Below are 21,662 nucleotides of genomic sequence, written 5' to 3' on the forward strand. Positions count from 1 at the left end.
CCCGAGGGCTTTGACTCTTGAGCCCCGTTACACCACGCCGGACTCCTCGTGGTTATCCGACAGGTTCTTGCATGGCGCAGCGTCTGGTCGCCCACCTTCATGGCAGCATCGCCTGCATTCGAGGGGCCCCCTTCCTTACTCGGCGTGACCATCCGCAGATCCATCGTCCTGGGCCGGATCTTCCTCGCCGTCGGTACCGGTTACCTCTTGATCTTCGGAATCGCCGTGGGCCTCACGTCCGGGGCGGCATTTGCGATCATACTCACCCTCTTCCTTCCCGTGTTCACCGTCGTGGGTTCGATGGGCGGCCTGATGGCCTTCACGAACGACCGCCTCAAGGGCGTGTTCGAGTACCTCATCGCATACGGCGTCTCCCCCCGGCGGCTGTTCGCGAACCTCTTGGTCTCGACCTTGGTCCTTGTCACGATCGTGCTCGGCATTTCTTTGGCGGTCGTGATGGGCGTGTACGTTGCGGATGGAGGCACGGTTTCGGCCGACCTCGCGGTTTCCCTCGCCCTCTACTCGATTCCGATGAGCTACGCTTCGGGGGCGTTCGCCGCGGCCATCGGGATGTTCTGGACGTCCCTCTCCTCCCCCCGGACCGGGATGAACAGTCCCATCGGTTTGATGCCGCTCATTGGAATCGCACCTTCGCTCATCGCGCTCGCGGGGGCCGTGGCTGCAAACACCGCCTACGGACCGTCCGCCGCGTACATCGTGCTCGGCGTCGCGGTCGTCTCGGTTGTGGCCTTGGTGCTCGTGCTGCTGAGGCTGATGGAGAGGCTGATGCGCCGCGAGAGGCTTCTCTCGCCGGCGTAGGAGGAGGTTCGGTCCGGTGGCCCTGGGGATGCACGGATCCGGGGCCGAGCCAGCGCGAACCGCGGAAGGGATCGGCATTTCGTGCCGGTCGGTGAGCGCCGGGTATCTCGGGACCAGGGTCCTGCGTGACATCTCCTTCACGATCGACGAGCCGGCCGTCTATGTCGTCCTGGGACCGAACGGGGCGGGCAAGACGACGCTCTTCCGCACGCTCTCCGGGATCCTCCAACCCTATGAGGGAGAGGTATACGTCGGCGGAGCGCGGAACGACCGCCAGCAGGCTCGCAATCAGATGCACTATCTCTCACACATGGATGGCATCCCGGACGCCCTGCGGGTGCGCGAGGCCCTCGAGTTCTATGCGCGGGTGGAGCGCGCCACCTCGGCCGATGTCGAGCGCGTCCTGGACCTGCTGGAGATTCGGGACCTGAGCGAGCATTACCTCTCCAAGCTCAGCGCCGGGCAGAAGAAGCGGGTCTCGATCGCCCGGGTCTTCCTCCGAGAGCGGGCCATCTACTTGTTGGACGAGCCCACCGCCAGTCTCGATCCCAAGCTCGCCCGCGAGATCCGCGGCCTGATCCTCGAGCTCAGCCGCGAGAAAATCGTCCTGTACTCCTCCCACAACCTGTACGAGGCCCGCGAGATCGGCGAGTACGTGCTCGCGATCAAGAACGGGCAGCTCGCGCTGTTCGACCGTATTGAGAATCTCCGAAGCGCGCGCTTCCTGGTGGGCATCCGCGTGCTCGAACCCTCCGACGCCTTGGCGGAGTACCCACGGCAGGGCGACTACTTCCTTCGTGAACTCTCAGGCCCGGATCAGGTGCCAGTCCTCCTCCACGATCTCGAATCACGGGGCGTGAAGATCCGCGAGCTTCGGGAGATGGACAACCCGCTGGAGGACCTCTTCACCTGAGGCGCGCCTCTCGGAGGGCGGACCGGGACACTCTCGGGCGGGTCCGGAACGTACACCTACTCCTGGAGGTTCGGCGACGGGGCGACGAGCACAGCCCAGAACCCCGCGCATGCGTACAGCTCCGCGTCGACCTTCACGGTGAACCTGTGGGTCAACGACACGGCGGGCGGTTCGGCCCACGTGCAGACCACGGTCACCGTGAACGCGGCCCTGATTGCCATGGCGAGTTCGTCGAAATCGACGGTCGACGTGGGGCAGAGCGTTGGGTTCACGGGCAGCTCGACGGGCGGGACCAGCCCCGTGACCTTGACGTGGGACTTCGCCGACGGGAGCCTGAGCAACGCCTCCAGCCCGTCGCACACCTTCACCACGGCGGGCACGTACGCGGTGCACCTGACCGCGATGGACAGCGCCGGAGTGAGCAACGCGGCGACGGTCATGGTCACCGTGAACGCACTCCCCGTTGCGAGCGCCTCCGCGTCCACGTCGAACCCGAACGCGGGAGATGCGGTGACGTTCACGGCCTCCGCCACGGGCGGCACGAGCCCCCTGACCTACGCCTGGTCCTTCGGTGACGGGAGCACGGGAACCGGCGCCAGCGCCACGCATGGCTTCGGGGCTGCGGGCACGTACGTGGTCCACCTCTGGGTGAACGATACCGCGGGCGGATCGTCCACGACCACGCTGACGGTCGTCGTGAACCCGTCCGGCGGCGTGATCGGTTCGGGCACCACGACGGTCTATTCCGTGGCGGCGTTGATCGTGGGCCTCGTCGTGGGCGCGCTGGTCATGCTCGCCGTGAAGCGCCGTCGGAAGCCCGAGGCGCCGCCCGAGTCGCCCAAGGAACCGTCCCCCTGAGGGACGAGATCACGGACCCGGAACGAGGCTTCTTGTTCCGGGTTCCCCTTCCCTTTTCCGATGCTCGCCCATGACGCGTACGGCCGGGACGGATCGCCGCGGCTGGTCCTCCTCCACGGTTGGCCCCTGAGCCGGACGATCTGGTCCGAGGTGGCCCCGCGGGTCGCGGCCGCCGGCTTCCGGGTCGTCTGCCCGGACCTCCCGGGCTTCGGGGAAAGCCCGCCCCTCCCTGAGGCGCGGTGGACCGTGGAGGCGTTCGCGGACGCCGTCGCCCCGTTCCTCCGGGACCGCGGGTCGGATCGGGTCGCGGTGGCGGGGCACAGCTTCGGAGGCTACGTCGCTCTGGCCCTGGCCGAGCTCGATATCCCTCGGATTGCGGGGCTGGGCCTCGTGTCCTCGCGCGCGACCGCCGATTCCGAGGCCGCCCGAGCGGGCCGCCGAGCGACGATCGAGAAGGTGCGTGCCGAGGGATCCCGGGCCCTGCTGCCGGACCTCGCCGCGAAGCTCGTCGCACCCGACGCGCCCGAGGCGCTCCGGACTCGGGCGGCACGCGTCGTCGAGTCCGCTCCCGCGGAGGGAATCATCGCAGGGCTCGCAGCGATGGCGGCCCGGCCGAACCGGACCGCGGTCCTCGAAGCCCTCCCCCGGCCGCTGCTCGTCCTGCACGGGGAGGCGGACCAGCTCATCCCCATCGCGGACGCCGCGAGGCCCGCGCGTCAGGCGGGCCCGATGGACCGTGTGCTCCTGCCAGGCGTCGGGCATATGCCCATGTGGGAGGCACCCGACCGGACCGCGGCGGCGTTCCTCGGCTGGTTGCGGTCCGCCCACGGGTCGTGAGGCGTCCGCATGGCCGGGCGCGGTCCCGCGGTCGCGCGCGCGGGACGACCTCCCGCACGAAAGAGCTAAGCCGGACGAGTCCCCGTGCGCCTCCGGATGCGGATCGCGGTCCTCGGCATCGGAGGCCTGGGGCGCACACTCGCGTCGGAACTCCGGACCGATTCGAACGTCACGGGTCTGCTCCTGGCCGACCAGAAGGGGGAGCGCGCGCGCATCCTGACCGCGATCCGGGGCCGGATTCCCATCGAGGCCCTGCAGCTCAACCTCGAGGACCGGGCCGCGGTCCTCCGCGCGATCCGCGGGTACGACGTGATCGTGAACACGGCCTTGCCGCGGCACAATCTCTCCCTCATGGAGGCCGCCCTCGAGGCGGGCACGGACTACCTGGACGTCTCCGCCACGGGTCCGCGCGCCCCCGGCGGACGTCCGGGGATTCTCGAACAGCTCGACCTCGACGAGCGCTTCCGGGCGGCTGGGCGGACCGCCCTCGTGTCCATGGGCCTGGACCCGGGCATCTCGAGCGTCATGGCCATGGACGCCGCGGCACGCTTCGACGCGGTGGACGCGGTGCGCTTCCGATCGGCGAGCCTGGACCCGGAGGGGCGCGTCCCGTCGTTCCCCCTTTATTCCCGCGAGGCGTTCCTCGCCGATGTCCTCATCCCCCCGACGGTGTGGCTCGACGGCCAGCTGCAAGAGCGGCCGCCCCTAGGCGAGGCGGAGGATTTCGCGTTCCCGCCTCCCGTGGGCGTGCGGCGGACGTTCCTGCTTTCCCATGAGGAGACGAAGTCGCTCCCGCGCGCTTTCCGGAAGCCCCTCCGGCGCGTCGACTACAAGATGGCGCTCGACCCGAACCTCGTGCGCGCCCTCCTGGCGCTGCAGAAGCTCGGCCTGCTGGAGGACTCGCACGCGGTCCGCGCCGGGGATCAGATGGTCCCGTTCCGGCGGGCGCTGATCGCGGCGTTCCCCGAGCCGTCGGCGCTCTCCTTGCCCCTCGAGGGCCTCGAGGCGCTGACCGTGGAGGTCGAGGGGACGCGGGGCGGCGAGCGCCGCGTGCGGCGTGGGGACATCGTCTTCACCCACCAGGAGGCGAACCGGAGGCGGAGCACGACGGCGGGGTACTACCTGACCGCGGTGGGCGCGTCGATCGGCCTTCGGATGATGGGGGACAAGGCCCTCCGGCACGGGGTCGCGACGTCCGAGGCGCTCGATCCGGCCCCCGTATGGAAGGCGTGGTCCGCGAGGAAGCTTCCCCTGGAGTGGTCCGAGCCGCCCGTCGCCCCGTGAGGCGATCCATCTTCCTGCGGGGACCCGTCGAAACGTTGAAAGCCCCAGGGCGCCTCCTACACGACGAGGGAGCTTGGCGATGCGGCGGGACCTTCTGATCGTCTTGGTGTTCGTGATCGCCGCGGCGGTCGTCTTGGCCGTCGGGATCTACCTCCTCACGTCCTTGCCGCATTCCGCGCCGACCCCCTCCACCGCCACGGCGTGGACGGCGCCTCTCTTGCCCGGCCTCGCGTACCTGCGGCCCGTGCTCGGACCCACGACGCCCCTGAACGATGCGGTGGGCGGGCTCTGGGTGATCAACGCGGCCCGCCAAGGTGTCATCCAGATGAATCTCTCGAAATACGCGCTAGGGTACAACGAGAATCCGTTCCGCGCGGGAAACGACTCCGTGTGGCTCGATCTCTCCCCGGACTTCGGAGAGGCCGGCTCGCCCCTCGAGGCGGTGTACTACATCGTCCCGGCGCGGGACTGGGCCATCAACGGTACCACGGGCCCGCCGACCCGGACCGGTGCGATCGCGTACTTCTCGGGCCGGGACTTCGTCGCGGCGGACCCCTTCAAGCGGACCGTCTTCTTCCGTTCCCAAGTCCCCTTCCCTCCGACGTGGACCGGCGAGGATCCCGCGTCGGCCGGCGACATGCTCGTCGCGCCGCTCCAGCATGTCGTGGGCATCGGTCTGGCACAGTTCCCGGTCGGGCCGTACGAGTACTTCTATGCGTCGGACGGAAACCACACGATGGTGTTCGAGACGGACTACGTGCACGCGGGGTATTGCCCCTGCGCCGCCACGTCGGGCCGAGTCGCGTTCGCACTCAATGCCACCCTCTCTGCCCGTCCGTTCGTGTACTACGATTCTCTCGCGGTGACCTCCGGGGACGCGTGGCGGTCGGGACCGGGCCAGGCGCTCGTGTTCCCCCTGACGAACGACACGCTGGAGGTCGTGAACGTCACCGGCAAGATCCGAGGCTGGGTGCCGCTCACCCTCGGCGGGATGCGCGCCTCGGTCGCCGGGGACATCGGGTTCGTCCAGACGCCGACCCCTCCCCGCCTGTTCGTGCCGGTCCGGTCGTCCGTGTCCACGGGGTTCGTGGCGATCGACCTGACCAACCTCTCCAAGGTCTTCGAGTACACGGCGGGCGATGCCAGCCTGCGGCCCGTCGGCGCGCCGCTGAGCCGCGCGGGGGACTCGGTCTACACGGCGTGGTACAGCCCGGGGGACAATCGCACGCGCTTCGCCACGGTGAACGGGACCGGCGTACCGGTTCCCCAGTCCCTCGCGACGGTTCCGGGCCTGGTCCAATCCGTGTTTCTCGTGAGAGAGGCGTCGCGGATCTATGCCGAGACGCAGGCGGGACAGGTCGTGACTCTGAGCACGAGCTACACGCCCTCGGCCAACGTGACGCCGACCGCGTTCCCGCTCGCCCTCCCGTCCCCGCACACGGTCGTGTACTATGCGGGGAGCCCCGGGGGAACGCGGTACGGGACCCTGCTGTCCATGCAGGAACTTCTCGGCGCATGGACCGACTCGGCCCGGGCGACGACCGCCCTGTTCAATCTGGTCCCCTTCGTCGGCACGCTCGTCACGAGGGCGGGGTCCCCCGGAGCCGCACTGCCGGCGGGCTCGGTCTTCGCGGGTGCCCTGGGTCTCGTGCCGGGAGCCCTCACAGGGGATCGCCGAACGTCATGTAGTGCCACGGCTTGCGATCCGCGTTCGTGAGGTCGACGAACACGTGCTTCACGTTCGTGTATTCCTCCAGGCTGTACATGGAGAGGTCCTTGCCGAACCCGCTCTGCTTGTACCCGCCGTGGGGCATCTCGCTCACGAGGGGCAGGTGCTCGTTGATCTCCGCGGCCCCGAAGCGCATCGCATTGGCCACGCGGAACGCGCGATGGATGTCCTTCGTCCAGACGCTCGAGTAGAGACCGTAGACCACGCCGTTCGCGATCTCGATGGCCTCCGCCTCCGTCTTGAAGGACATCGCCGTGACGATGGGTCCGAAGACCTCCTCGCAGCTGATGCGCATGTCGAACGTGGCGTCGCTGAAGAGGGTCGGGAGGTAGTACCACCCCTTCTCGAAGCGCTTGTCCTTGGGTCGCGCGCCGCCGATCTCGAGCTTCGCGCCCTCCTCCTTCGCGATGCCGGCGTACTTCTCGACCTTCTCCCGCTGCTTGTCGCTCACGAGCGGCCCGAGGTCCGTGCTCCGCTCCAGGGGGTCGCCGATCCGAATCGTCTTGAGCAGCTCGACCATGCGCTTCACGAACTTCGGGTACACCTTCTCCTGGACGAGGAAGCGCGCGGCCTGCGTGCAGTCCTGGCCGCCGTTCACCATGGACGCGGCCACGGCGCCCTGGGCCGCGGCCTCGAGGTTCGCGTCGTCGAAGACGATGAAGGGGGCTTTGCCGCCCAGCTCGAGGTGCAGCCGCTTCACGTTGTTCGCTCCGGCCCGCATGATCTCCTTGCCCGTGCTCGTGTCCCCGGTGAGGGAGACCATGTCCACCTTCTCCGAGGCGGAGATCGCTTCGCCCAGGACGGAGCCGGGTCCGGTGAGCACGTTCACAGTCCCCTTGGGCAGGCCCGCCTTCTCGATGATCTTGCCCAGCTCGATCGTGGTCAGGGGTGTGAGGGACGCCGGCTTGAGGACCACGCAGTTGCCCGCGGCCAGGGCGGGCGCGATCTTCCAGATCGCCATCATGAACGGGTAGTTCCACGGGGTGATCGACCCCACGACACCGACGGGCTCGCGGCGGAGGATGCTCGTGGCCCCGTACGCGAACTCCATGGACGCGGATCCGGCGAGGGTCCTCGCGGCGCCCGCCATGAAGCGCAGGTTGTCCACGCTGAACGGCAGGTCGCCGTCGCGGGCCTGCTTGATCGTCTTGCCCTGGTTCTTGGACTCCAGGATCGCGAGCCGATCCATGTCCGCCTCGATGAGCGCGGCGAGCTTGAGGAGCGCCGCGGCGCGGTCGCCCGGCGTCATCGTGGGCCACTTCCCCTTGTCGAACGCCTCCCGAGCGGCGTCGATCGCCGCCCGGGCGTCGGCGTCTCCGCCCTTCGGGACCTCGGCGAGCTTCTGGCCGTTCGCGGGGTTGATCACCGTGTAGGTCTCGCCCTTCGCCGCCTCGACCCATTCCCCACCGATGTAGTTGAGATACTCCAGCTTGGCCAACGCAATCCTCCCCGAGGCTGCCTGAGGATGGCAGGTGAGGGTAAGTAGGTTTCGCGGAAGGACCGTCGCGGCATAGGGAGGGCGGTCGGGGAAATCAACCTTAAACAAGGTTGATTTCCGGAAGGGACGCACACAGGACTTGCGCCCTCAGGATTCGGTCTACCGCCGGAGCTTCGCCATGGTCTCCGGGAACGCATCCGCGAAGCGCTTCGCGTCCGTCTCGGGCACCGTGAAGGAGACGCGGAAGAACCGGTTCCCGTTCAGCTTGGACAGGTAGGAGCCCGCGCGACCGTGGACCAAGTAGTCGTGGAGGAGGCGCTCCTCCAGGGTCTCCGGGTTCACGCCCGTGGCGCTCACGTCGATCACGAACATGTTCGCCTTGGACGGGAACACGGGCAGGACCGCGCCGTCGACCTTGTCCACGGCCGCCTTGATGGTCTTCTGGTTCTTCGCGCACGTCGTTCGGATGCCGGGCAGCCACTCGTGCTTCGTCCGGAGCGCGGCCAGGGCGGCGCGTTGCGCGAGGACGTTCACGCCGAGCGGGTTCGTGTCGAACTTCTTGATCTGCTTCATGAGTTCCGTCGGGCCGAGGATCGCGCCGACGCGCATTCCCGCAAGGCCAGGGGCCTTGCTGAAGCTGTACGAGAGGAGCGTCTTCTCGGGATAGAATTCCGACGCGAGGACGTGGTCCGGGTTGAAGTCGCGATACGTGATGTCGTCGATCAGGACGAGGTCGTGGTCGCGCGCGACCTCCGCGACGCCCTTGACCTGGGAGCGTGTGTAGCCGGAACCCATGGGGTTGTCGGGGTCGATCAGGAACATGGCCTTCGTCGCGGGCCCGACGGCCTCGTTGGCCCACTCGGGCGCGAGGACGTAGGGCTTGCGGTAGATGTCCACGGCCTTCGCCTTCGCGCCGCACATCTCGATCTGCGCGTGGATGGGCAGGAACGCGGGGTCCGTGGAGACGACTTCGTCGCCCGGCTTCAGGAGGGCGCGGGTCGCGAAGTACTCGCCCTCGATGCCGCCGTTCGTGAGGACGAGGTCGAAGCCCTCCAGGCCGAGGTCCTCCAGGATGGCCTCCGGGAGGCCGAAGATGCCCCGCTTGAACGGGTAGTTGTTGAACTCGCGCTGCTCGAAGCTTGTGCGGATCGCCTCCAGGATCGCGGGATGCATGGGAAGCGTGTTCGTGTTCTGAGACATCCACGCGACTTCGTTGCGGTGCTGGTGCGCGAACTCGAAGTTGTCGATCGAGGCCATGGGACCACTCCGGTGAGCGCATCCACGGCGACCGTCCTCTTATCCATTGCGGTCGAGGAGGATGAACGGCGACGCGGAGATGAACGATATGTTCGCAACGTACTTGGCGGGCTTCACCGCGATGTCGCGTCGGGAGATTCGATGACCTGCTGCGAGGCGATCCACGAGGTGTTCGACGCAAAGGCGAACGGCAACATCGAGGTGGGCGAACTCCCCACGTGGACCCACGTGCGCGGGCAGGTGGCCTGGTACGTGTACCAGGGACCCTATCGCGACATCTCGACCAAGGGGTGGGACGTGTTCTGGCGGAAGTTCGCAACCGCGAACCTGAAGATGGAAGGGGCCCCCGGCGACGTGTACGCCTGCAGCCCGGGCTGTCACAAAGAGGACGACCAGGCCAATATGCTCACGATCTTCTGGGCCCCGGTGGGCTGACGTCGGAAAGCCTTAAGGGGAATCATCCCTTAGGCCGCGAAGCCGGGCTCGTGGTCTAGTGGTTATGACGTCACCTTGACACGGTGAAGGTCACCGGTTCGAATCCGGTCGAGCCCACTCCTCTCCTCTCTCGGATGCCCGAACCAGTCCTTGGTGTGGACTCGGCTGCGCTTGCGGAGTTCTCGCTGCACCGACTCCGGGATGGGCCGGCATCCGCAGCGTTTCGCATGCTCTTCGTGCCATCGGATGCGCTCCTCCATCGAGGGGTTCTTGGGCATCGGGTGTCCGCGGTGCCAGCGTTCGTTCACGGTCGGCCCATCCTCACGTCAGGTGCGCTCCGAACCAACCTAGGTACGCCTTGAGCCGCGCGACGCGGTGCTTCGGCTTGCCGCCCCGAGAGAGCTCGTGGTTCTCCTTGGGGACGAGGAAGAGCTCGGCCTCCTTCCCGTAGTACTTCAGGGCCGTGTACATCTGGAGGGCCTCCACGTGCCAGCACCGAAGGTCCTCGAACGAGTGCACGATCAGGAGCGGCGTGGTCACGTTCTTGACGTACCGGATCGGAGACTTGGCCATCGTGGTCTCCTCGTCCTCCCACGGGTCCACGCCGACCTGGTCCTTCGTGAAGTGTGGCCCGATGTCGCTCGTCGCCCAGAACGTCCACCAGTTCGCGATGCCTCGGTCTGTGACCGCGGCCTTGAACCGCGTCGTCTGGCCGATGATCCAGTTCGTCATGAAGCCGCCGTACGAGCCGCCGGCCACCGCGAGCCGCGAGCCGTCGATCCAGGGGTGCACGGCGATCACGTGGTCGACCGCCTCCATGAGGTCCTGATAGTCGCGCTCCCCGTAGTGCGTGCGGATATCTGCGAACGCCTCCGAGTATCCGTCGCTTCCCCGGGGGTTCGTCGCAAGGACGGCGTAGCCCTTGGCGGCGAACACCTGGAACTCATGGACGTACGTGTGGCCGAACGCGGTCTTCGGGCCGCCGTGGATGTACAGGATCAGGGGGACCTTGCCTTCCTTTTGGGGCTTGAAGAGCCAGCCCTCGACGGTCTCGCCGTCGCTCGCCCGGAAGGTCAGCCGCTCGGGGGCCAGCAGATCGAGGTCATCGGTGGCCCTCGCGTTGAACGACGTGAGCGCGCGGACCTGGCCCTGGGACACGTACAGCTCGGGCAACCGGGAACGCTCCATCGCGGTGAACACCACGGCATCGCCGTGGACCTGGAACGCCTCGACGGCCCGGTCCCCGCCGACTAAGAGCTCGGCCTTGCGCGTGCTCGCGTTCATCCCGTACAAGTGGGCCGCCCCGCCCTCCGCCACGGCGAAGGTGATCCGATTCCCCACCCACTTCGGCTCCGCGTTCATCCCGCCCATCCGCACGTCGCAGTTCAGGCCAGGGCTCACGTTCCGGTCGAACGCGTCCACGCGCTCCGGCTTCCCCCCGGCGACGTCGATCCACCAGAGGTGCTCGTGGGACGCGAAGCCCCGCGGCAGTTCGTCACCGGTGAACAGGATGCGGCGATCATCCGGGGACCAGGCGGCCGTGCCGATTTCCATCGTGTGCGGCGTGAGCTGTTGCGCGCTTCCGGCAGCGACGTCGAGGACGAACAGGTCGCTCAAGTACGGCCGTCCGTCCTCGGTCGCCGCGGTGTAGGCAATCCGTTTCCCGTCGTGGGACCAGTACGCGTGGGCGACGTCGAACTCGCCCTGGGTGAGCTGCTTGACCTCGTTCGAGGACAGGTCGAGGACGAAGACGTGCTTCCGTAGGTTGTAGATGAAGCCCTTCTCGTTGTACCAGAAGTTGATTCTCCGGACGGTCCGGATGTCTTCGTCGTCCGTGCCGACGTTGGAGAGGAACAGGACCCGCGTCCCGTCCGGAGACCATGCGGGCGCGTCGATGCCCTCCTTCCGCGGCAAGAGGAACCTCGCCTCGCCGCCGTCCACCGGGATCACGTACAACCCGTTACCCTTGTCGTCCTTCCCCATCTCCCGGCGCGAGGTGAACAGGATCCGATTGCCGTCCGGGGAGAACTTCGGCGCGGAATCCTTCCCTGCGGTGGTGAGCTGCCGCGGCGCACCCACGTGGAGCGGCACGAGCCAGAGGTTGCTCTCGTACTCGTCCTTGTCCAAGAGGGCACGGTGGACAGAGAGTGCGGCCAGGGAGCCGTCCGGGGACAGGGAGGGCTCGGAGAGGAACGCGTAGGCGGCCAGGTCTTCGGCCTCGACGGGTCGGGACATGGCCGCGCGGACCGCAGCCATCCGCTTAAACATAACGCGAGGACCCCGACGCGCGGCGCAATCCTTACCGGGGGCGGCCTTCAGGGGCCCCGACCCCTTCCGGAACCCGGGCCGCCAGGACAAGCCCGGTGACGTCCGCCCCGTGGCTCATGCGAGGTCGGGGGACGCGATGCGCCGCACGACGGCGAGGGCCATCTTGCCGAAGATGGGGTTCACGTTCTCTCCCGTCTTCGCGGACGCCCAGAGCGCGAAGCCGTGGTTCCGCTCGGCCCGTTCCTGCGGCTCATGCTCGTCGTAGAGGCACATGATCTCGCCCCGCAGGTCCACCTTGTTGACCACGATGGCGAGGGGCACTTCGCCCGTGATCTTGAACGCGGCCGAGATCCACTCTTCCAGGGCCTCGAACGTGGAGTACCGCGTGACGTCGCACACGGCGATGATTCCCTGCGCGCCCTGCAGGTACTGCCGGTGCAGGGTGTCCAAGTAGGAGCGTTCGCCGATCAAATCCCAGATGTTGAGCTGGACCTCCACATTCTGGGAGGGCTCGCTGCGGGAGGTGAGCCAGATCTTTTTCAGGCTCACCTTGCTGCCCAGGGTCGATATGTACCGGTCGTCGAAGGCGTCCTCCACGTAGCGGCGGATCAGGGAGGTCTTCCCGACCGCGGCCTCGCCGATGAGGCAGATCTTCGCCTTCAGCACGCCGTTGATGTCCACGCGGACGCGAGTCCGCCGTCGGCGGGTATCAACGCTCCGCCCCGGTTATCAGATGTGAGATGCGGTCCCGGTCGGGCTTCCGGCGTGCCGGAGGACCCGGCCCGACCGGCTGCCCGTCGGCCGCCCCTCCCGGACCGCCACCTCCCCGTTCACGAGGACCCAGTCGATTCCCTCGGGGAAGTCGTGGGGATAGTTCACGAACGGGAAGGCGTGGGGCCAGAGGTTCGACGCACGGTCCCGCACGCGGGGCAGGTCGAAGACGACCAGGTCCGCCCAGGATCCGGGACGGACGAGGCCGCGGTCCCACAGGCCGAGCTTGGCCGCGGGCATGCCGCTCATCTTCCAGATCGCCTCCTCGAGCCGCAGGACGGGCTCCTGCACGACGAAACGCTCGAGCACGCCGGGGTACTCGCCGAATGTGCACGGCAGGTAGGGTGCCGACGGCGCGGTTCGCTGCTCCCGCGGCAGGATCCACCCGTCCGAGCAGATCATGACGAGCGGGTGGCGCAACGTGGCCTTGATCTCCTCGATGTCGATGTAGTCGAACAGGCCGATGGCCTCGTCGCGCTCGTCGACGATCGCGTCGAAGTACGCGGTCCAGGGATCCACGCCGCGCCGCTCTCCGAGCGCCGCGATCGTGAGCCCCTCCTTCGACGGATCGCGCGGACACCGCAGCAGGAAGATCCGGTCGAAGCGGTCGTGGACCAGGAGCCCGGCGTAGCCCGCCGCGGGCTTTCGGTCCTCCTTCACCTCCCGCTTGAGCTCCTCTCGCTTCGCCGGGTCCTGGAGCATCGTGATGAGTTCGTCCGTGGTCATCTTCTGCGTCCACTGGGGCAGACCGTGGCTGAGGTTCGGGCCGAAATCCGTATGCGTGTCGTTGTCCACCGTGACCTCGATTCCCCGAGCGCGTGCACCCTCCCAGAGCCTCTGAACGTCACGCGCCTTGACGGTGGCGCCGTACTTCGGCGCGTTATGGCTGATCTGGACCGGGCATCCGGCGCGTTCTCCGATCACGAGGCACTCGCGCACGGCGTCCAGGATCGTCTCGCGCTCCCCGCGGATGTGGGATGCGTAGAATCCGCCGCGGCGGGCGACCACCTTCGCGAGTTCGACGAGTTCGTCCGTTGCCGCGAAGCAGCCGGGCGGATACACGAGGCCCGAGCTCATCCCGAAGGTGCCCGCACGCATGGCCTCGTCCACGTGCCCCTTCATCTCCCGGAGCTCGGCCTGCGTCGGGGCACGCTCGTCGAAGCCCATCGTCGCGAGCCGCACGGAACCGTGCCCGACGAGCCCCGCGACGTTGATCCCGATGCCGCCGGCCTCCAGGTAGTCGAGGTATTCGCCATACGTGGACCAGGTCCACTCGGATGCTTGCGCGTAGTAGGTGAAACGCCGCACCGCGAGCTCGCGGTACCGGTCGCTGATGGGCGCGGGCGAGTCCCCGCAGTTCCCGATCACCTGGGTGGTGACGCCTTGACGCACCGCCGCCTCCGCGGTGCGCTCAACGAGCAGGCCGATGTCGCTGTGGGTGTGAATGTCGATGAAGCCCGGCGTGACGTACTTCCCCGCGGCATCGATCTCAAGCGCCGCGCTCGCGCGGCCGAGCCGCCCCACCGTGGCGATCTTCCCCTTGCGCACGCCGACGTCCCGCAGGGCCCACGGCGTCCCCGTGCCGTCGAGGAGTCGTCCGTTCCGGACGACCACATCGTAGGCCATGCGGGGCGGATTCCACCGGGGACATTAAGCCCGCCGATGGACCCCACGGGCAGCGGGGCCGCAGACACACGGATGGGGCCGCCCGAAATCAACCTTGTTTAAGGTTAACGGGTGTCGACTGCTGCTTGCCGCTCTCCATGGCCCCCGGAATGCCATCCGAAGGTGCGGGCCGCGGGGCCAAAACCTCTTAGCTCCTGGTGACGTCGGAACCGCATGCCCCGGGAACATCACTGGATCCTGGCCCGCGAGATCCTCACGGTGTGCTCCCTGATCCTCGCGGGAGCCATTCTGTTCTACTTCCTCTCCGCCTTCCTCGCGCTTCCGGTCCCGCTCCTCGTCCTGATCCAGGTGGTCCTCGCGGCTTCCGTCGGCCTCCTCGCGATTGGCGTCCTGGGCCGCGCGTTGCGGAGGATGGTCTCGCGGACCTTCAACCCGGGCTTCGGCGCGACGGTCTCCGTGGCCTTCCGCCTGGCCGGGTATGTCGTCCTCTCGTTCGTCGTCCTCGGCCTCCTCGGCGTGAGCGGGACCGCCCTCCTGGCCGGAGGCACGTTCGCGGGGCTCGTCCTGGGCTTGGCGGGGACCACGGTCCTCTCGAACGTCTTCGGCGGCGTCCTCCTCCTGATCGCACGCCCGTTCGAGGTCGGGGACCGCGTGACGATTACGACGTGGCAGTACGGGGTGGTCGTTCCCGCGTACCCCGGGAAGTTCTTTTCCGACGACCGGTTCGTCCCCGGGTACACAGGCGTCGTCGAGGACCTCAGCCTCACGTACACCGCGGTCGCCCTGGACGACGGACCGCTCATGAAGTTCCCCAACAACGTCATGGTCCAGGCCGCGGTCCTCCGGCACTCGAACCCGCGCTGGGTCCGCACCCGGTACGAGGTCCCCGGCCACCCGGACCCGGAGCGGCTGCTCGAGGCCGTGGCCGCGGCCGTCCGCCGGAACCCGTGGATCGTCGACCCGTACCGGGTCCAGGTCCTCCTCCAGGCGATCACGCCCACGTCCACGATCCTCGCGGTGGACGCCCTGTGCAAGAGCGCCTTCGAGGATCCGCCGCGGAGCTCGATCCTCCTCGACGTGTCCCGCGCCGCGGCGAGCCTCGGCGCGTCGGAGGGCTAGGGCTCCCTCTACGGTATATGTTCTCCCGGCGCGGTCGCGCCAACCTGTTTATACCTTGCCGCCGTTCGCATCGCCATAAGATACCATGGGCACTGTCGAAGAGGAGCAGGAAGCATTCCGTGTGCGCACGAAGAAGTCCGCGAAGGCGTTCGAGACGGCCAAGCGGTCCATCCCGTTCGGGGTGAACAGCAACTACCGCCTCCTGGACCCGTATCCGATCTTCGTGGATCGGGCCAAGGGGAGCCGGATCTGGGACGTCGACGGCAACGAGTACATCGATTTCAACATGGCCTTCGGCGCCCTCGTGGCGGGCCACAGCCATCCCGTCCTGACGAAGGCGATGCGGGAGCGCGTGGCCAACGGGACCATCTTCGGGTTCGAGGGGGAGGAAGCCGCCCCGCTCGCGGCCCACATGTGCAAGCGCTTCAACATCGACCGGATCAAGTTCTCGAACACGGGGCTCGAGGGCACCCTGTTCTCCGTGCGCCTCGCGCGGGGCGTCACGGGCCGCTCCAGGATCTTGAAGTTCGAGGGCTGCTACCACGGGAGCCACGACTCCCTCATGGTCTCCATCAAGCCGACCCCGGAGCGCCAAGGCGATCCGCGGCGGCCCACGCCGGTGCCCTCGTCCAAAGGTTTGGTCCCCGACCTCACGAAGAACACGGTGGTCGCGCCGTTCAACGACCTCGCCGCGACGGAGGCCATCGTCCGCGAGAACGCGGACGACCTCGCGGGGATCATCCTCGAGCCGGTCCCCATGAACATGGGTTTCATCCTGCCGAAACCGGGATTCCTGGAGGGCCTGCGCGACCTCGCGGACGACACGGGCGCAGTCCTGATCTTCGACGAGGTCAAGACGTGCGGCAAGTGGTACGGCGGCGCACAGGAGGCCTTCGGCGTCACGCCGGACGTCAAGGTGTTCGGGAAGGCGATCGGCGGCGGCTTCCCGCTGAGCGCGGTTGGCGGCAAGGCCGAGATCATGGACCAGGTCGTCCCGGGCCAGATCGCGCACGCGGGGACGTACAACGCGAACCCCGTGAGCATCCGCGCGGGGCTCGTCACGTTGACGAAGATACTCACTCCGGCGGGCATGAAACACGCGCAGGCCATTGGCGATAGCCTCGCGAAGGGCTACATCGACCTCATCGAGGACCACCACCTGTTCATGAAGGTCCAGTATGCCGGCATCAGCGGCACGGTCCACTTCACGCACAAGCCCGTCGTGGACTGGCGGTCCTTCCAGGGTGTCGACGTGGCGCGCTGGTGGAACTACAACACGGCCATGCTGAACCGTGGGATCATCCCCATGGCCACGGGCCCGGACGAGCAGTGGACGTGCTCCGTCGCTCACACGAAGGCGGACGTCGCGACACACCTCGAGGCCTTCAACGAAGTCGCGGAGATGATCAAGCAGGTCCAGCCGGAGATGCCCCTCATCGAGGCGATCTGAGACGTCGATGCGGTCGACCCAGGAGGACCGGGCGCGTGCCCATCTGTATCGGAGCGCCCTCATCTTCATCAGTGCCGCGGTCGCTTTCGCCTTCGGGGCCGGTTTCGGCTACGAGACCCTCTTCTTCCTGTGGGGTGAACCTGGCGCATCCGTCGGCCTGTGGGGGCTCTACCTGCTGGGCTTCGCGGCCTGTCTCTGGGTGACGTCCGTCCTGTGGAGGAACACGAGGGCTGCGATCCCATAAGGGGGCCATCCAGGTGCCACGCCGCAAGTACGGACGGATGATCAAGCCTCTCCCCGTGCAGGTGAAGCCGGAGAAGTGTCGCTTCTGCAGGGCCGGGAGGCCCTGCCCCGTGCACAAGAGGGAGGAAGCTAGCTCTTCGTCCCCGTGACGAGGCACGCGGCCCAGTTCAACCGTCTGTAGGAGGCGAGTTGGAGTCCCGCGTGGGCCATGAACGCCTCGTACTCCTCGCGGGAGTAGATTCGCACGAAGGGTGCGAGCGCCCACGTGGCGGGCGACAAGACCACCACGATTCCTCCAGGTCGCAGGAGCCGCGCCGCGACGGCCATCCCCTCCTGGGGATCGGACAGGTAGTAGAACGACCCTGCGAGGACGACCGTGTCGAAGCTCCCCTCCCGGAACGGCGGTCGCGTGACGTCCGCCCGCAGGAGGTGTCCTCGGTATCGCGCGCGGCGCAACATCTCCTGCGAGAGGTCGATGCCCACGGCATCCGCAAGGTGGCCGGTCGTGAACCCCGTGCCCACACCGACGTCGAGCACGCGTCCGTGCAACGTGGCGCGCACGTCCGCCAGCCACTCCGGTTTGTAGATCCTCGCGTTGATCCAGTCGTACAGCGGCGCGAGGCGGTCGAAGAACCCGCGTGCGCGGCGGGAGCCCGAGAGCAGCGGCACTGGGGTCCCCGAAGGGCCGCCCGGACTTGAAGGCGTGCCTCAGGCTTCCTGGTAGATGCGCATCATCACGCGAGGGAAGAACCCGAATCCTCGCGGTGCGACGCACTTCTCCTGCATGAAGTACGTGCACGTGTGGCAGCAGTCGCGGAAGCCCGCGGGCTCGTGGTTCGGCGGGCACGTGTACTCGCAGGGCATCGACTCGCGCAGGGTGCGGAGCGGGTGTAGAACTTCCGTACATACAACCCGCATTGTGGAGTAAGAAACGAAAGGGGGATAGGGTTATATCCGAAACGTGGGCATCGACACGGGACCCGCGTGCTGTGCGCGAGCGCGCGCCCTAGGCACGGCCGCACGTGGGTTCTCCACCAGGAAGGCATTCGGATGAGGAAGGTCGCGATCGTCGGAGCGGGCCAGAGCCGCTATGGGGAGTTCCCGGACAAGAGCATCAAGGAGCTGTTCCTCGAGGCCTACCAGGACATGGCGAAGAGCGTGGACCGGAACTACGAGCCGAAGCGGATCGGCGCCGCGTACATCGGCAACCTCGGCTCGGGAGGCTTCCAGCTCGGGAACATGTCCGCCCTCGTGTCCGAGTACGTCGGCCTGCCGCACATCCACGCGATGCGGATCGAGAACGCCTGCGCGTCGGGAGGCTATGCGCTCGCGACCGCGGCGATGGACGTCATGGCCGGCGTGCACGACGTCGTCCTCGCGGGCGGCGTGGAGAAGATGACGGACGTGTCCGGCCTGAAGACGAAGTACTGGCTTGGCGTCAGCGGGGACACGGAGTACGAGCGGCTCGCGGGCACGACGTTCAGCGGCCTGTACGCCCTCATCGCCCAGCGGCACATGCACGAGTTCGGGACGCGGCGCGAGCATCTATCGATGGTCGCGGTGAAGAACCACAAGAACGGCGCGCAGAACCCGAAGGCCCAGTTCCAGCGGGAGACTACGCTCGAGAAGGCGATGAAGGCTCCCATGGTCGCGGCGCCGCTGAACCTTTTCGACTGCTGCTCGACCACGGACGGGGCGTCCGCGGTCCTCGTGACGTCCGCGGAGAAGGCCAAGGAGTTCACGGACACGCCGATCTACATCGAAGGGTTCGGTACTGCGAGCGACTACCTCGCGATCCACGACCGCGTCTCGACGACGACCCTGGAGGGCACGCGCCGCGCTGCGGATCAGGCGTACAAGATGGCGGGCGTGGGCCCGCGGGACATCCAGATCGCGGAGGTCCACGACTGCTTCACGATCGCCGAACTCTTGGCGTACGAGGACTTGGGCTTCTGCGAGAAGGGCAAGGCGGGTTCCTTCATCGCGGAAGGCCACCCGGAGATCACGGGCGACAAGCCCGTGAACGCCTCGGGGGGCCTGAAGGCGAAGGGCCATCCCATCGGCGCGACGGGGACGGGCCAAGCGTACGAAATGTTCCACCAGCTCCGCGGCAGCGTCCAGAAGCCCACGCGACAGGTGAAGGGCGTTGAGCGAGGCCTGCTCCACAACGTGGGCGGCAGCGGCGGCACCGTCGTCGTGACCGTCCTCGTGAGGTGATTCGGTGACCCTGGGCATCTCGGGGTACGGGGTCGCGATCCCGCGCCTGCGGATCAAGCGCGACGAGTACGCGAAGGCCTGGGGCTCCTTCTCCGCGGCCGGCGTGGAGGAGAAGGCCGTGGCGGGATTCGATGAGGACATGCTCACCCTCGCGACCAAGGTAGGCCACCGCGCCCTCGAGTCCGTGCCGCTGGCGCCGGACAAGATCACGCGGTTCGCATTCGCCTCGACCACGGCGCCGTACACGGAGAAGCTCCTCTCGGGCACGATCCTCGCGGGCCTCGGCGCGTCCGGCGAGACGTACTGCACGGACCACACGTCCTCCACCCGCGCCGGCACGGAGGCTCTCCTCGCGGGATTCGAGCATCTCGCCGGCAATCCTGCCGGCTGCGCTCTGGTCGCCGCCGCGGACGCACCCCAGGCGAGCATGTGGGACCCCATCGAGCACGGCATGGGGTCGGGTGCCGCGGCCTTCGTCCTCTCCGGGTTTGCGCAGATCGCGGAGCTCGAGGGGAGCGCGAGTTACGTGAGCGAGTACTTCGGCGAGCGGTTCCGACCCCGGGAGGAGCAGGTGACCCGCGATCTGAACGTGAAGAAGTTCTCGGAGGGGTCCTTCGTCACGAATGCGACGAAGGCGGCGTCCGTCTTGATGAAGAAACTCGGCCGCAAGCCCGAGGACTACGCCCACGTGGTCATCCAGCAGCCCGACGCCCGCGCGCCCGCGACCGTGGCGGCGAAGCTCGGGTTCCAGGATGCCCAGCTCGCCTCGGGCATGATCTCCACGAAACTGGGCGATCTTGGGGCGGCCTCAACGCCCATGGGCCTCGCCGCGGCGCTCGAGGTCTCGAAGCCCGGGGAGCGCGTCTTCGTGGTCTCGTACGGAAGCGGCGCAGGGTCGGACGCGCTGAGCTTCACGGTGGTCTCTGACCGCAAGCCCGCGTTCACGGTCTCCCAGGAGTCCGCCAGGAAGGAATACATCGACTACATCCAGTATCTCAAGCTCAAGGGAGCGATCCGGTAGGTGACCTCGATGGCCCACGTTTCCGTCCCGATGTATTGGAGGACGATCCCGCAGCGCTACCGTCTCGTCGGGTTGCAGTGCAAGAAGTGCGGCAAGGTGAACTTCCCGCCCAAGGGCGTGTGCAAGTACTGCAACGCCTCCTCGGATTTCTCCGAGGTGCGGCTCTCCGGCCGCGGCAAGGTCCACACGTTCACCCTGATCGGCGCGGGCGGTGCGCCGCCCGAGTTCGCGGAGCAGGAGAAGGCCGGCGGCGTCTACCCCGTGGCCATCGTCGAGCTCGACGAAGGCCCCAAGGTCATCGGCCAGATGGCCGACGTGAACCCCAAGGACGTGAAGATCGGGATGCCCGTACGCGCGGAGCTGCGGCGAATCTACGAGGAGGAGGGCGTCGTGCGCTACGGCTTCAAGTTCGTGCCCCTCGAGGGAGGAGCGTGATCCGTTGGACAGCCACAAGGTCATGAGCATGAAGGAGGCGATCGCGAAGTTCGTCCACGACGGCGACACGGCGTACTTGGCGGGGTTCACCCACCTGATCCCCTTCGCCGCGGGGCACGAGATCATCCGCCAGGGCAAGAAGGACCTCACGCTCGCCCGGGCGACGCCGGACATCATCTACGACCAGATGATCGCCGCCGGTTGCGCGAAGAAGATCGTCTTCTCGTACGCGGGCAACCCGGGGGTCGGCTCGCTGCGCTGCTTCCGCCGCGCCACGGAGAAGGGGATTCCGAAACCGCTGGAGATCGAGGAGTACACGCACTTCGACCTTTCCGGGCGCCTGTTCGCGGGCGCGACGAACATGCCGTTCCTCCCCGTTCGGACGAACCTGGGCTCCGACCTGCCCGCGAACAACCCGAACCTCAAGGTCGTCGTAGACCCGTTCACGGGCCATCCCACGTCGGTCGTGCCACCCCTGAAGCCGGACGTGGCGGTCGTCCACGTGCAGCGCTGCGACGCCGCGGGGAACGCGCACATCTGGGGCATCGTCGGCGAGCAGAAAGACGCCGCCTTTGCCGCGAAGAAGGTTATCCTCACCGCAGAGGAGATTGTGGACGAGGCCACGATCCGGTCGGACCCGAACCGCACGCTGATCCCGGATTTCATCGTCCATGCCGTCGTCCACGAGCCCTGGGCGGCGCACCCGTCGTACACCCAGGGCTACTACGACCGCGACAACGAATTCTACATGGCCTGGGATGAGATCACGAAGGAGCACGAGTCCACGATGAAGTACCTCCAGGAGTGGGTGTTCGGCGTGGAGGACCGTGCCGCGTACGTGGAGAAGCTGGGGCGCGAGAAGCTCGAGAAGCTCCGGCCCAAGCCAATGTTGAGCGTCCCCGTGAACTACGGGAGCGTGTGACCGTGGAAACCCTGCAGGCA

The 21,662-nt window shown here is 67.5% G+C and carries 22 protein-coding genes and 1 tRNA gene; 15 read left to right on the top strand and 8 right to left on the bottom strand.

Going from position 1 to position 21,662, the window contains the following annotated elements; all coding sequences use genetic code 11:
* The first annotated feature begins 144 nt into the window (after positions 1 to 144).
* Together VEY12_00185 and ccmA are read left to right on the top strand one after the other, a co-directional pair.
* On the top strand, positions 145 to 819 hold the full coding sequence (locus VEY12_00185; protein HYM38549.1) for a hypothetical protein: 675 nt from the start codon (positions 145 to 147) through the stop codon (positions 817 to 819).
* Positions 820 to 835: 16 nt separating this feature from the next.
* Positions 836 to 1,732 (top strand): heme ABC exporter ATP-binding protein CcmA, encoded by an 897-nt coding sequence (gene ccmA / locus VEY12_00190; protein ID HYM38550.1) that lies wholly within the window; start codon positions 836 to 838, stop codon positions 1,730 to 1,732.
* A 56-nt stretch (positions 1,733 to 1,788) separates the two neighbouring features.
* On the opposite strand, the gene VEY12_00195 is transcribed toward ccmA, so the two are convergent.
* Positions 1,789 to 2,253, bottom strand: a complete 465-nt coding sequence (locus VEY12_00195) for a hypothetical protein (protein ID HYM38551.1) — start codon at positions 2,251 to 2,253, stop codon at positions 1,789 to 1,791.
* On the opposite strand from VEY12_00195, the gene VEY12_00200 reads away from it, so the two are divergent.
* The 4 genes from VEY12_00200 (at position 2,243) to VEY12_00215 (ending at position 6,428) form a co-directional block, all read left to right on the top strand.
* The gene (locus VEY12_00200; GenBank protein ID HYM38552.1) at positions 2,243 to 2,590 is read left to right on the top strand and encodes a PKD domain-containing protein; all 348 of its coding nucleotides are present in this window, start codon (positions 2,243 to 2,245) and stop codon (positions 2,588 to 2,590) included. The genes VEY12_00195 and VEY12_00200 overlap by 11 nt on opposite strands.
* Positions 2,591 to 2,650: 60 nt before the next feature.
* On the top strand, positions 2,651 to 3,427 hold the full coding sequence (locus VEY12_00205; protein ID HYM38553.1) for an alpha/beta hydrolase: 777 nt from the start codon (positions 2,651 to 2,653) through the stop codon (positions 3,425 to 3,427).
* Between the two features lie 84 nt (positions 3,428 to 3,511).
* The gene (locus VEY12_00210) at positions 3,512 to 4,711 is read left to right on the top strand and encodes a saccharopine dehydrogenase NADP-binding domain-containing protein (GenBank protein HYM38554.1); all 1,200 of its coding nucleotides are present in this window, start codon (positions 3,512 to 3,514) and stop codon (positions 4,709 to 4,711) included.
* A 79-nt stretch (positions 4,712 to 4,790) separates the two neighbouring features.
* Complete coding sequence (locus VEY12_00215) at positions 4,791 to 6,428, top strand: hypothetical protein (protein ID HYM38555.1); 1,638 nt, start codon at positions 4,791 to 4,793, stop codon at positions 6,426 to 6,428.
* On the opposite strand, the gene VEY12_00220 is transcribed toward VEY12_00215, so the two are convergent.
* Together VEY12_00220 and VEY12_00225 are read right to left on the bottom strand one after the other, a co-directional pair.
* Entirely contained in the window at positions 6,373 to 7,878 is a 1,506-nt protein-coding gene (locus VEY12_00220) for an aminobutyraldehyde dehydrogenase (GenBank protein ID HYM38556.1), read from the bottom strand. The genes VEY12_00215 and VEY12_00220 overlap by 56 nt on opposite strands.
* A 159-nt stretch (positions 7,879 to 8,037) precedes the next feature.
* Positions 8,038 to 9,135 carry a pyridoxal phosphate-dependent aminotransferase gene (locus VEY12_00225; GenBank protein HYM38557.1) on the bottom strand — a complete coding sequence of 366 codons (1,098 nt, stop codon included), beginning with the start codon at positions 9,133 to 9,135 and terminating at the stop codon, positions 8,038 to 8,040.
* 141 nt (positions 9,136 to 9,276) lie between these two features.
* Here VEY12_00225 and VEY12_00230 point away from each other — a divergent pair, with 141 nt between their 5' ends.
* Both VEY12_00230 and VEY12_00235 read left to right on the top strand, forming a co-directional pair.
* Positions 9,277 to 9,570 (top strand): hypothetical protein, encoded by a 294-nt coding sequence (locus VEY12_00230; protein HYM38558.1) that lies wholly within the window; start codon positions 9,277 to 9,279, stop codon positions 9,568 to 9,570.
* 44 nt (positions 9,571 to 9,614) lie between these two features.
* Positions 9,615 to 9,687 (top strand) — tRNA-Val (locus VEY12_00235).
* 204 nt (positions 9,688 to 9,891) lie between these two features.
* Here the strand turns inward: VEY12_00235 and VEY12_00240 are convergent.
* From VEY12_00240 to VEY12_00250, 3 genes are all read right to left on the bottom strand, one after another.
* On the bottom strand, positions 9,892 to 11,805 hold the full coding sequence (locus tag VEY12_00240) for a S9 family peptidase (GenBank protein HYM38559.1): 1,914 nt from the start codon (positions 11,803 to 11,805) through the stop codon (positions 9,892 to 9,894).
* Between the two features lie 147 nt (positions 11,806 to 11,952).
* Positions 11,953 to 12,519, bottom strand: a complete 567-nt coding sequence (locus VEY12_00245; protein HYM38560.1) for a Rab family GTPase — start codon at positions 12,517 to 12,519, stop codon at positions 11,953 to 11,955.
* Between the two features lie 48 nt (positions 12,520 to 12,567).
* Positions 12,568 to 14,235: a D-aminoacylase gene (locus tag VEY12_00250; GenBank protein HYM38561.1), complete on the bottom strand. Its 1,668-nt coding sequence runs from the start codon at positions 14,233 to 14,235 to the stop codon at positions 12,568 to 12,570.
* Between the two features lie 213 nt (positions 14,236 to 14,448).
* Between VEY12_00250 and VEY12_00255 the strand changes: the two genes are divergently transcribed.
* The 3 genes from VEY12_00255 (at position 14,449) to VEY12_00265 (ending at position 17,048) form a co-directional block, all read left to right on the top strand.
* The gene (locus VEY12_00255) at positions 14,449 to 15,354 is read left to right on the top strand and encodes a mechanosensitive ion channel family protein (protein HYM38562.1); all 906 of its coding nucleotides are present in this window, start codon (positions 14,449 to 14,451) and stop codon (positions 15,352 to 15,354) included.
* Positions 15,355 to 15,439: 85 nt separating this feature from the next.
* Positions 15,440 to 16,804 carry an aspartate aminotransferase family protein gene (locus VEY12_00260; GenBank protein ID HYM38563.1) on the top strand — a complete coding sequence of 455 codons (1,365 nt, stop codon included), beginning with the start codon at positions 15,440 to 15,442 and terminating at the stop codon, positions 16,802 to 16,804.
* A gap of 7 nt (positions 16,805 to 16,811) precedes the next feature.
* A complete protein-coding gene (locus VEY12_00265; GenBank protein HYM38564.1) occupies positions 16,812 to 17,048 on the top strand; it encodes a hypothetical protein in 237 nt (78 codons plus the stop codon).
* 128 nt (positions 17,049 to 17,176) lie between these two features.
* Here VEY12_00265 and VEY12_00270 read toward each other — a convergent pair whose 3' ends face one another.
* Complete coding sequence (locus VEY12_00270; GenBank protein ID HYM38565.1) at positions 17,177 to 17,716, bottom strand: methyltransferase domain-containing protein; 540 nt, start codon at positions 17,714 to 17,716, stop codon at positions 17,177 to 17,179.
* 39 nt (positions 17,717 to 17,755) lie between these two features.
* On the bottom strand, positions 17,756 to 17,911 hold the full coding sequence (locus tag VEY12_00275) for a hypothetical protein (protein HYM38566.1): 156 nt from the start codon (positions 17,909 to 17,911) through the stop codon (positions 17,756 to 17,758).
* A gap of 186 nt (positions 17,912 to 18,097) precedes the next feature.
* Between VEY12_00275 and VEY12_00280 the strand changes: the two genes are divergently transcribed.
* Genes VEY12_00280 through VEY12_00295 form a run of 4 tightly spaced genes read left to right on the top strand, consistent with a single transcriptional unit; the run spans position 18,098 to position 21,642 of the window.
* On the top strand, positions 18,098 to 19,264 hold the full coding sequence (locus tag VEY12_00280) for a thiolase domain-containing protein (GenBank protein HYM38567.1): 1,167 nt from the start codon (positions 18,098 to 18,100) through the stop codon (positions 19,262 to 19,264).
* A 4-nt stretch (positions 19,265 to 19,268) separates the two neighbouring features.
* Positions 19,269 to 20,285, top strand: a complete 1,017-nt coding sequence (locus tag VEY12_00285) for a hydroxymethylglutaryl-CoA synthase (protein ID HYM38568.1) — start codon at positions 19,269 to 19,271, stop codon at positions 20,283 to 20,285.
* 9 nt (positions 20,286 to 20,294) lie between these two features.
* On the top strand, positions 20,295 to 20,720 hold the full coding sequence (locus tag VEY12_00290) for a Zn-ribbon domain-containing OB-fold protein (protein ID HYM38569.1): 426 nt from the start codon (positions 20,295 to 20,297) through the stop codon (positions 20,718 to 20,720).
* Positions 20,721 to 20,742: 22 nt separating this feature from the next.
* Positions 20,743 to 21,642: a CoA-transferase gene (locus VEY12_00295; protein ID HYM38570.1), complete on the top strand. Its 900-nt coding sequence runs from the start codon at positions 20,743 to 20,745 to the stop codon at positions 21,640 to 21,642.
* Positions 21,643 to 21,662 lie beyond the last annotated feature (20 nt).

This window comes from Thermoplasmata archaeon (genome assembly GCA_035632695.1).
GTDB lineage: Archaea > Thermoplasmatota > Thermoplasmata > RBG-16-68-12 > RBG-16-68-12 > RBG-16-68-12.

What these genes read in the sequence shown, in the direction of transcription:
- VEY12_00205 (HYM38553.1), top strand. Translation starts at nt 2,651, where the DNA reads ATGCTCGCCCATGACGCGTACGGCCGGGACGGATCGCCGCGGCTGGTC.
- VEY12_00215 (HYM38555.1), top strand. Translation starts at nt 4,791, where the DNA reads ATGCGGCGGGACCTTCTGATCGTCTTGGTGTTCGTGATCGCCGCGGCG.
- VEY12_00225 (HYM38557.1), bottom strand. Translation starts at nt 9,135, where the DNA reads ATGGCCTCGATCGACAACTTCGAGTTCGCGCACCAGCACCGCAACGAA.
- VEY12_00230 (HYM38558.1), top strand. Translation starts at nt 9,277, where the DNA reads ATGACCTGCTGCGAGGCGATCCACGAGGTGTTCGACGCAAAGGCGAAC.
- VEY12_00240 (HYM38559.1), bottom strand. Translation starts at nt 11,805, where the DNA reads ATGTCCCGACCCGTCGAGGCCGAAGACCTGGCCGCCTACGCGTTCCTC.
- VEY12_00250 (HYM38561.1), bottom strand. Translation starts at nt 14,235, where the DNA reads ATGGCCTACGATGTGGTCGTCCGGAACGGACGACTCCTCGACGGCACG.
- VEY12_00255 (HYM38562.1), top strand. Translation starts at nt 14,449, where the DNA reads ATGCCCCGGGAACATCACTGGATCCTGGCCCGCGAGATCCTCACGGTG.
- VEY12_00260 (HYM38563.1), top strand. Translation starts at nt 15,440, where the DNA reads ATGGGCACTGTCGAAGAGGAGCAGGAAGCATTCCGTGTGCGCACGAAG.
- VEY12_00265 (HYM38564.1), top strand. Translation starts at nt 16,812, where the DNA reads ATGCGGTCGACCCAGGAGGACCGGGCGCGTGCCCATCTGTATCGGAGC.
- VEY12_00275 (HYM38566.1), bottom strand. Translation starts at nt 17,911, where the DNA reads ATGCCCTGCGAGTACACGTGCCCGCCGAACCACGAGCCCGCGGGCTTC.
- VEY12_00280 (HYM38567.1), top strand. Translation starts at nt 18,098, where the DNA reads ATGAGGAAGGTCGCGATCGTCGGAGCGGGCCAGAGCCGCTATGGGGAG.
- VEY12_00290 (HYM38569.1), top strand. Translation starts at nt 20,295, where the DNA reads ATGGCCCACGTTTCCGTCCCGATGTATTGGAGGACGATCCCGCAGCGC.
- VEY12_00295 (HYM38570.1), top strand. Translation starts at nt 20,743, where the DNA reads ATGAGCATGAAGGAGGCGATCGCGAAGTTCGTCCACGACGGCGACACG.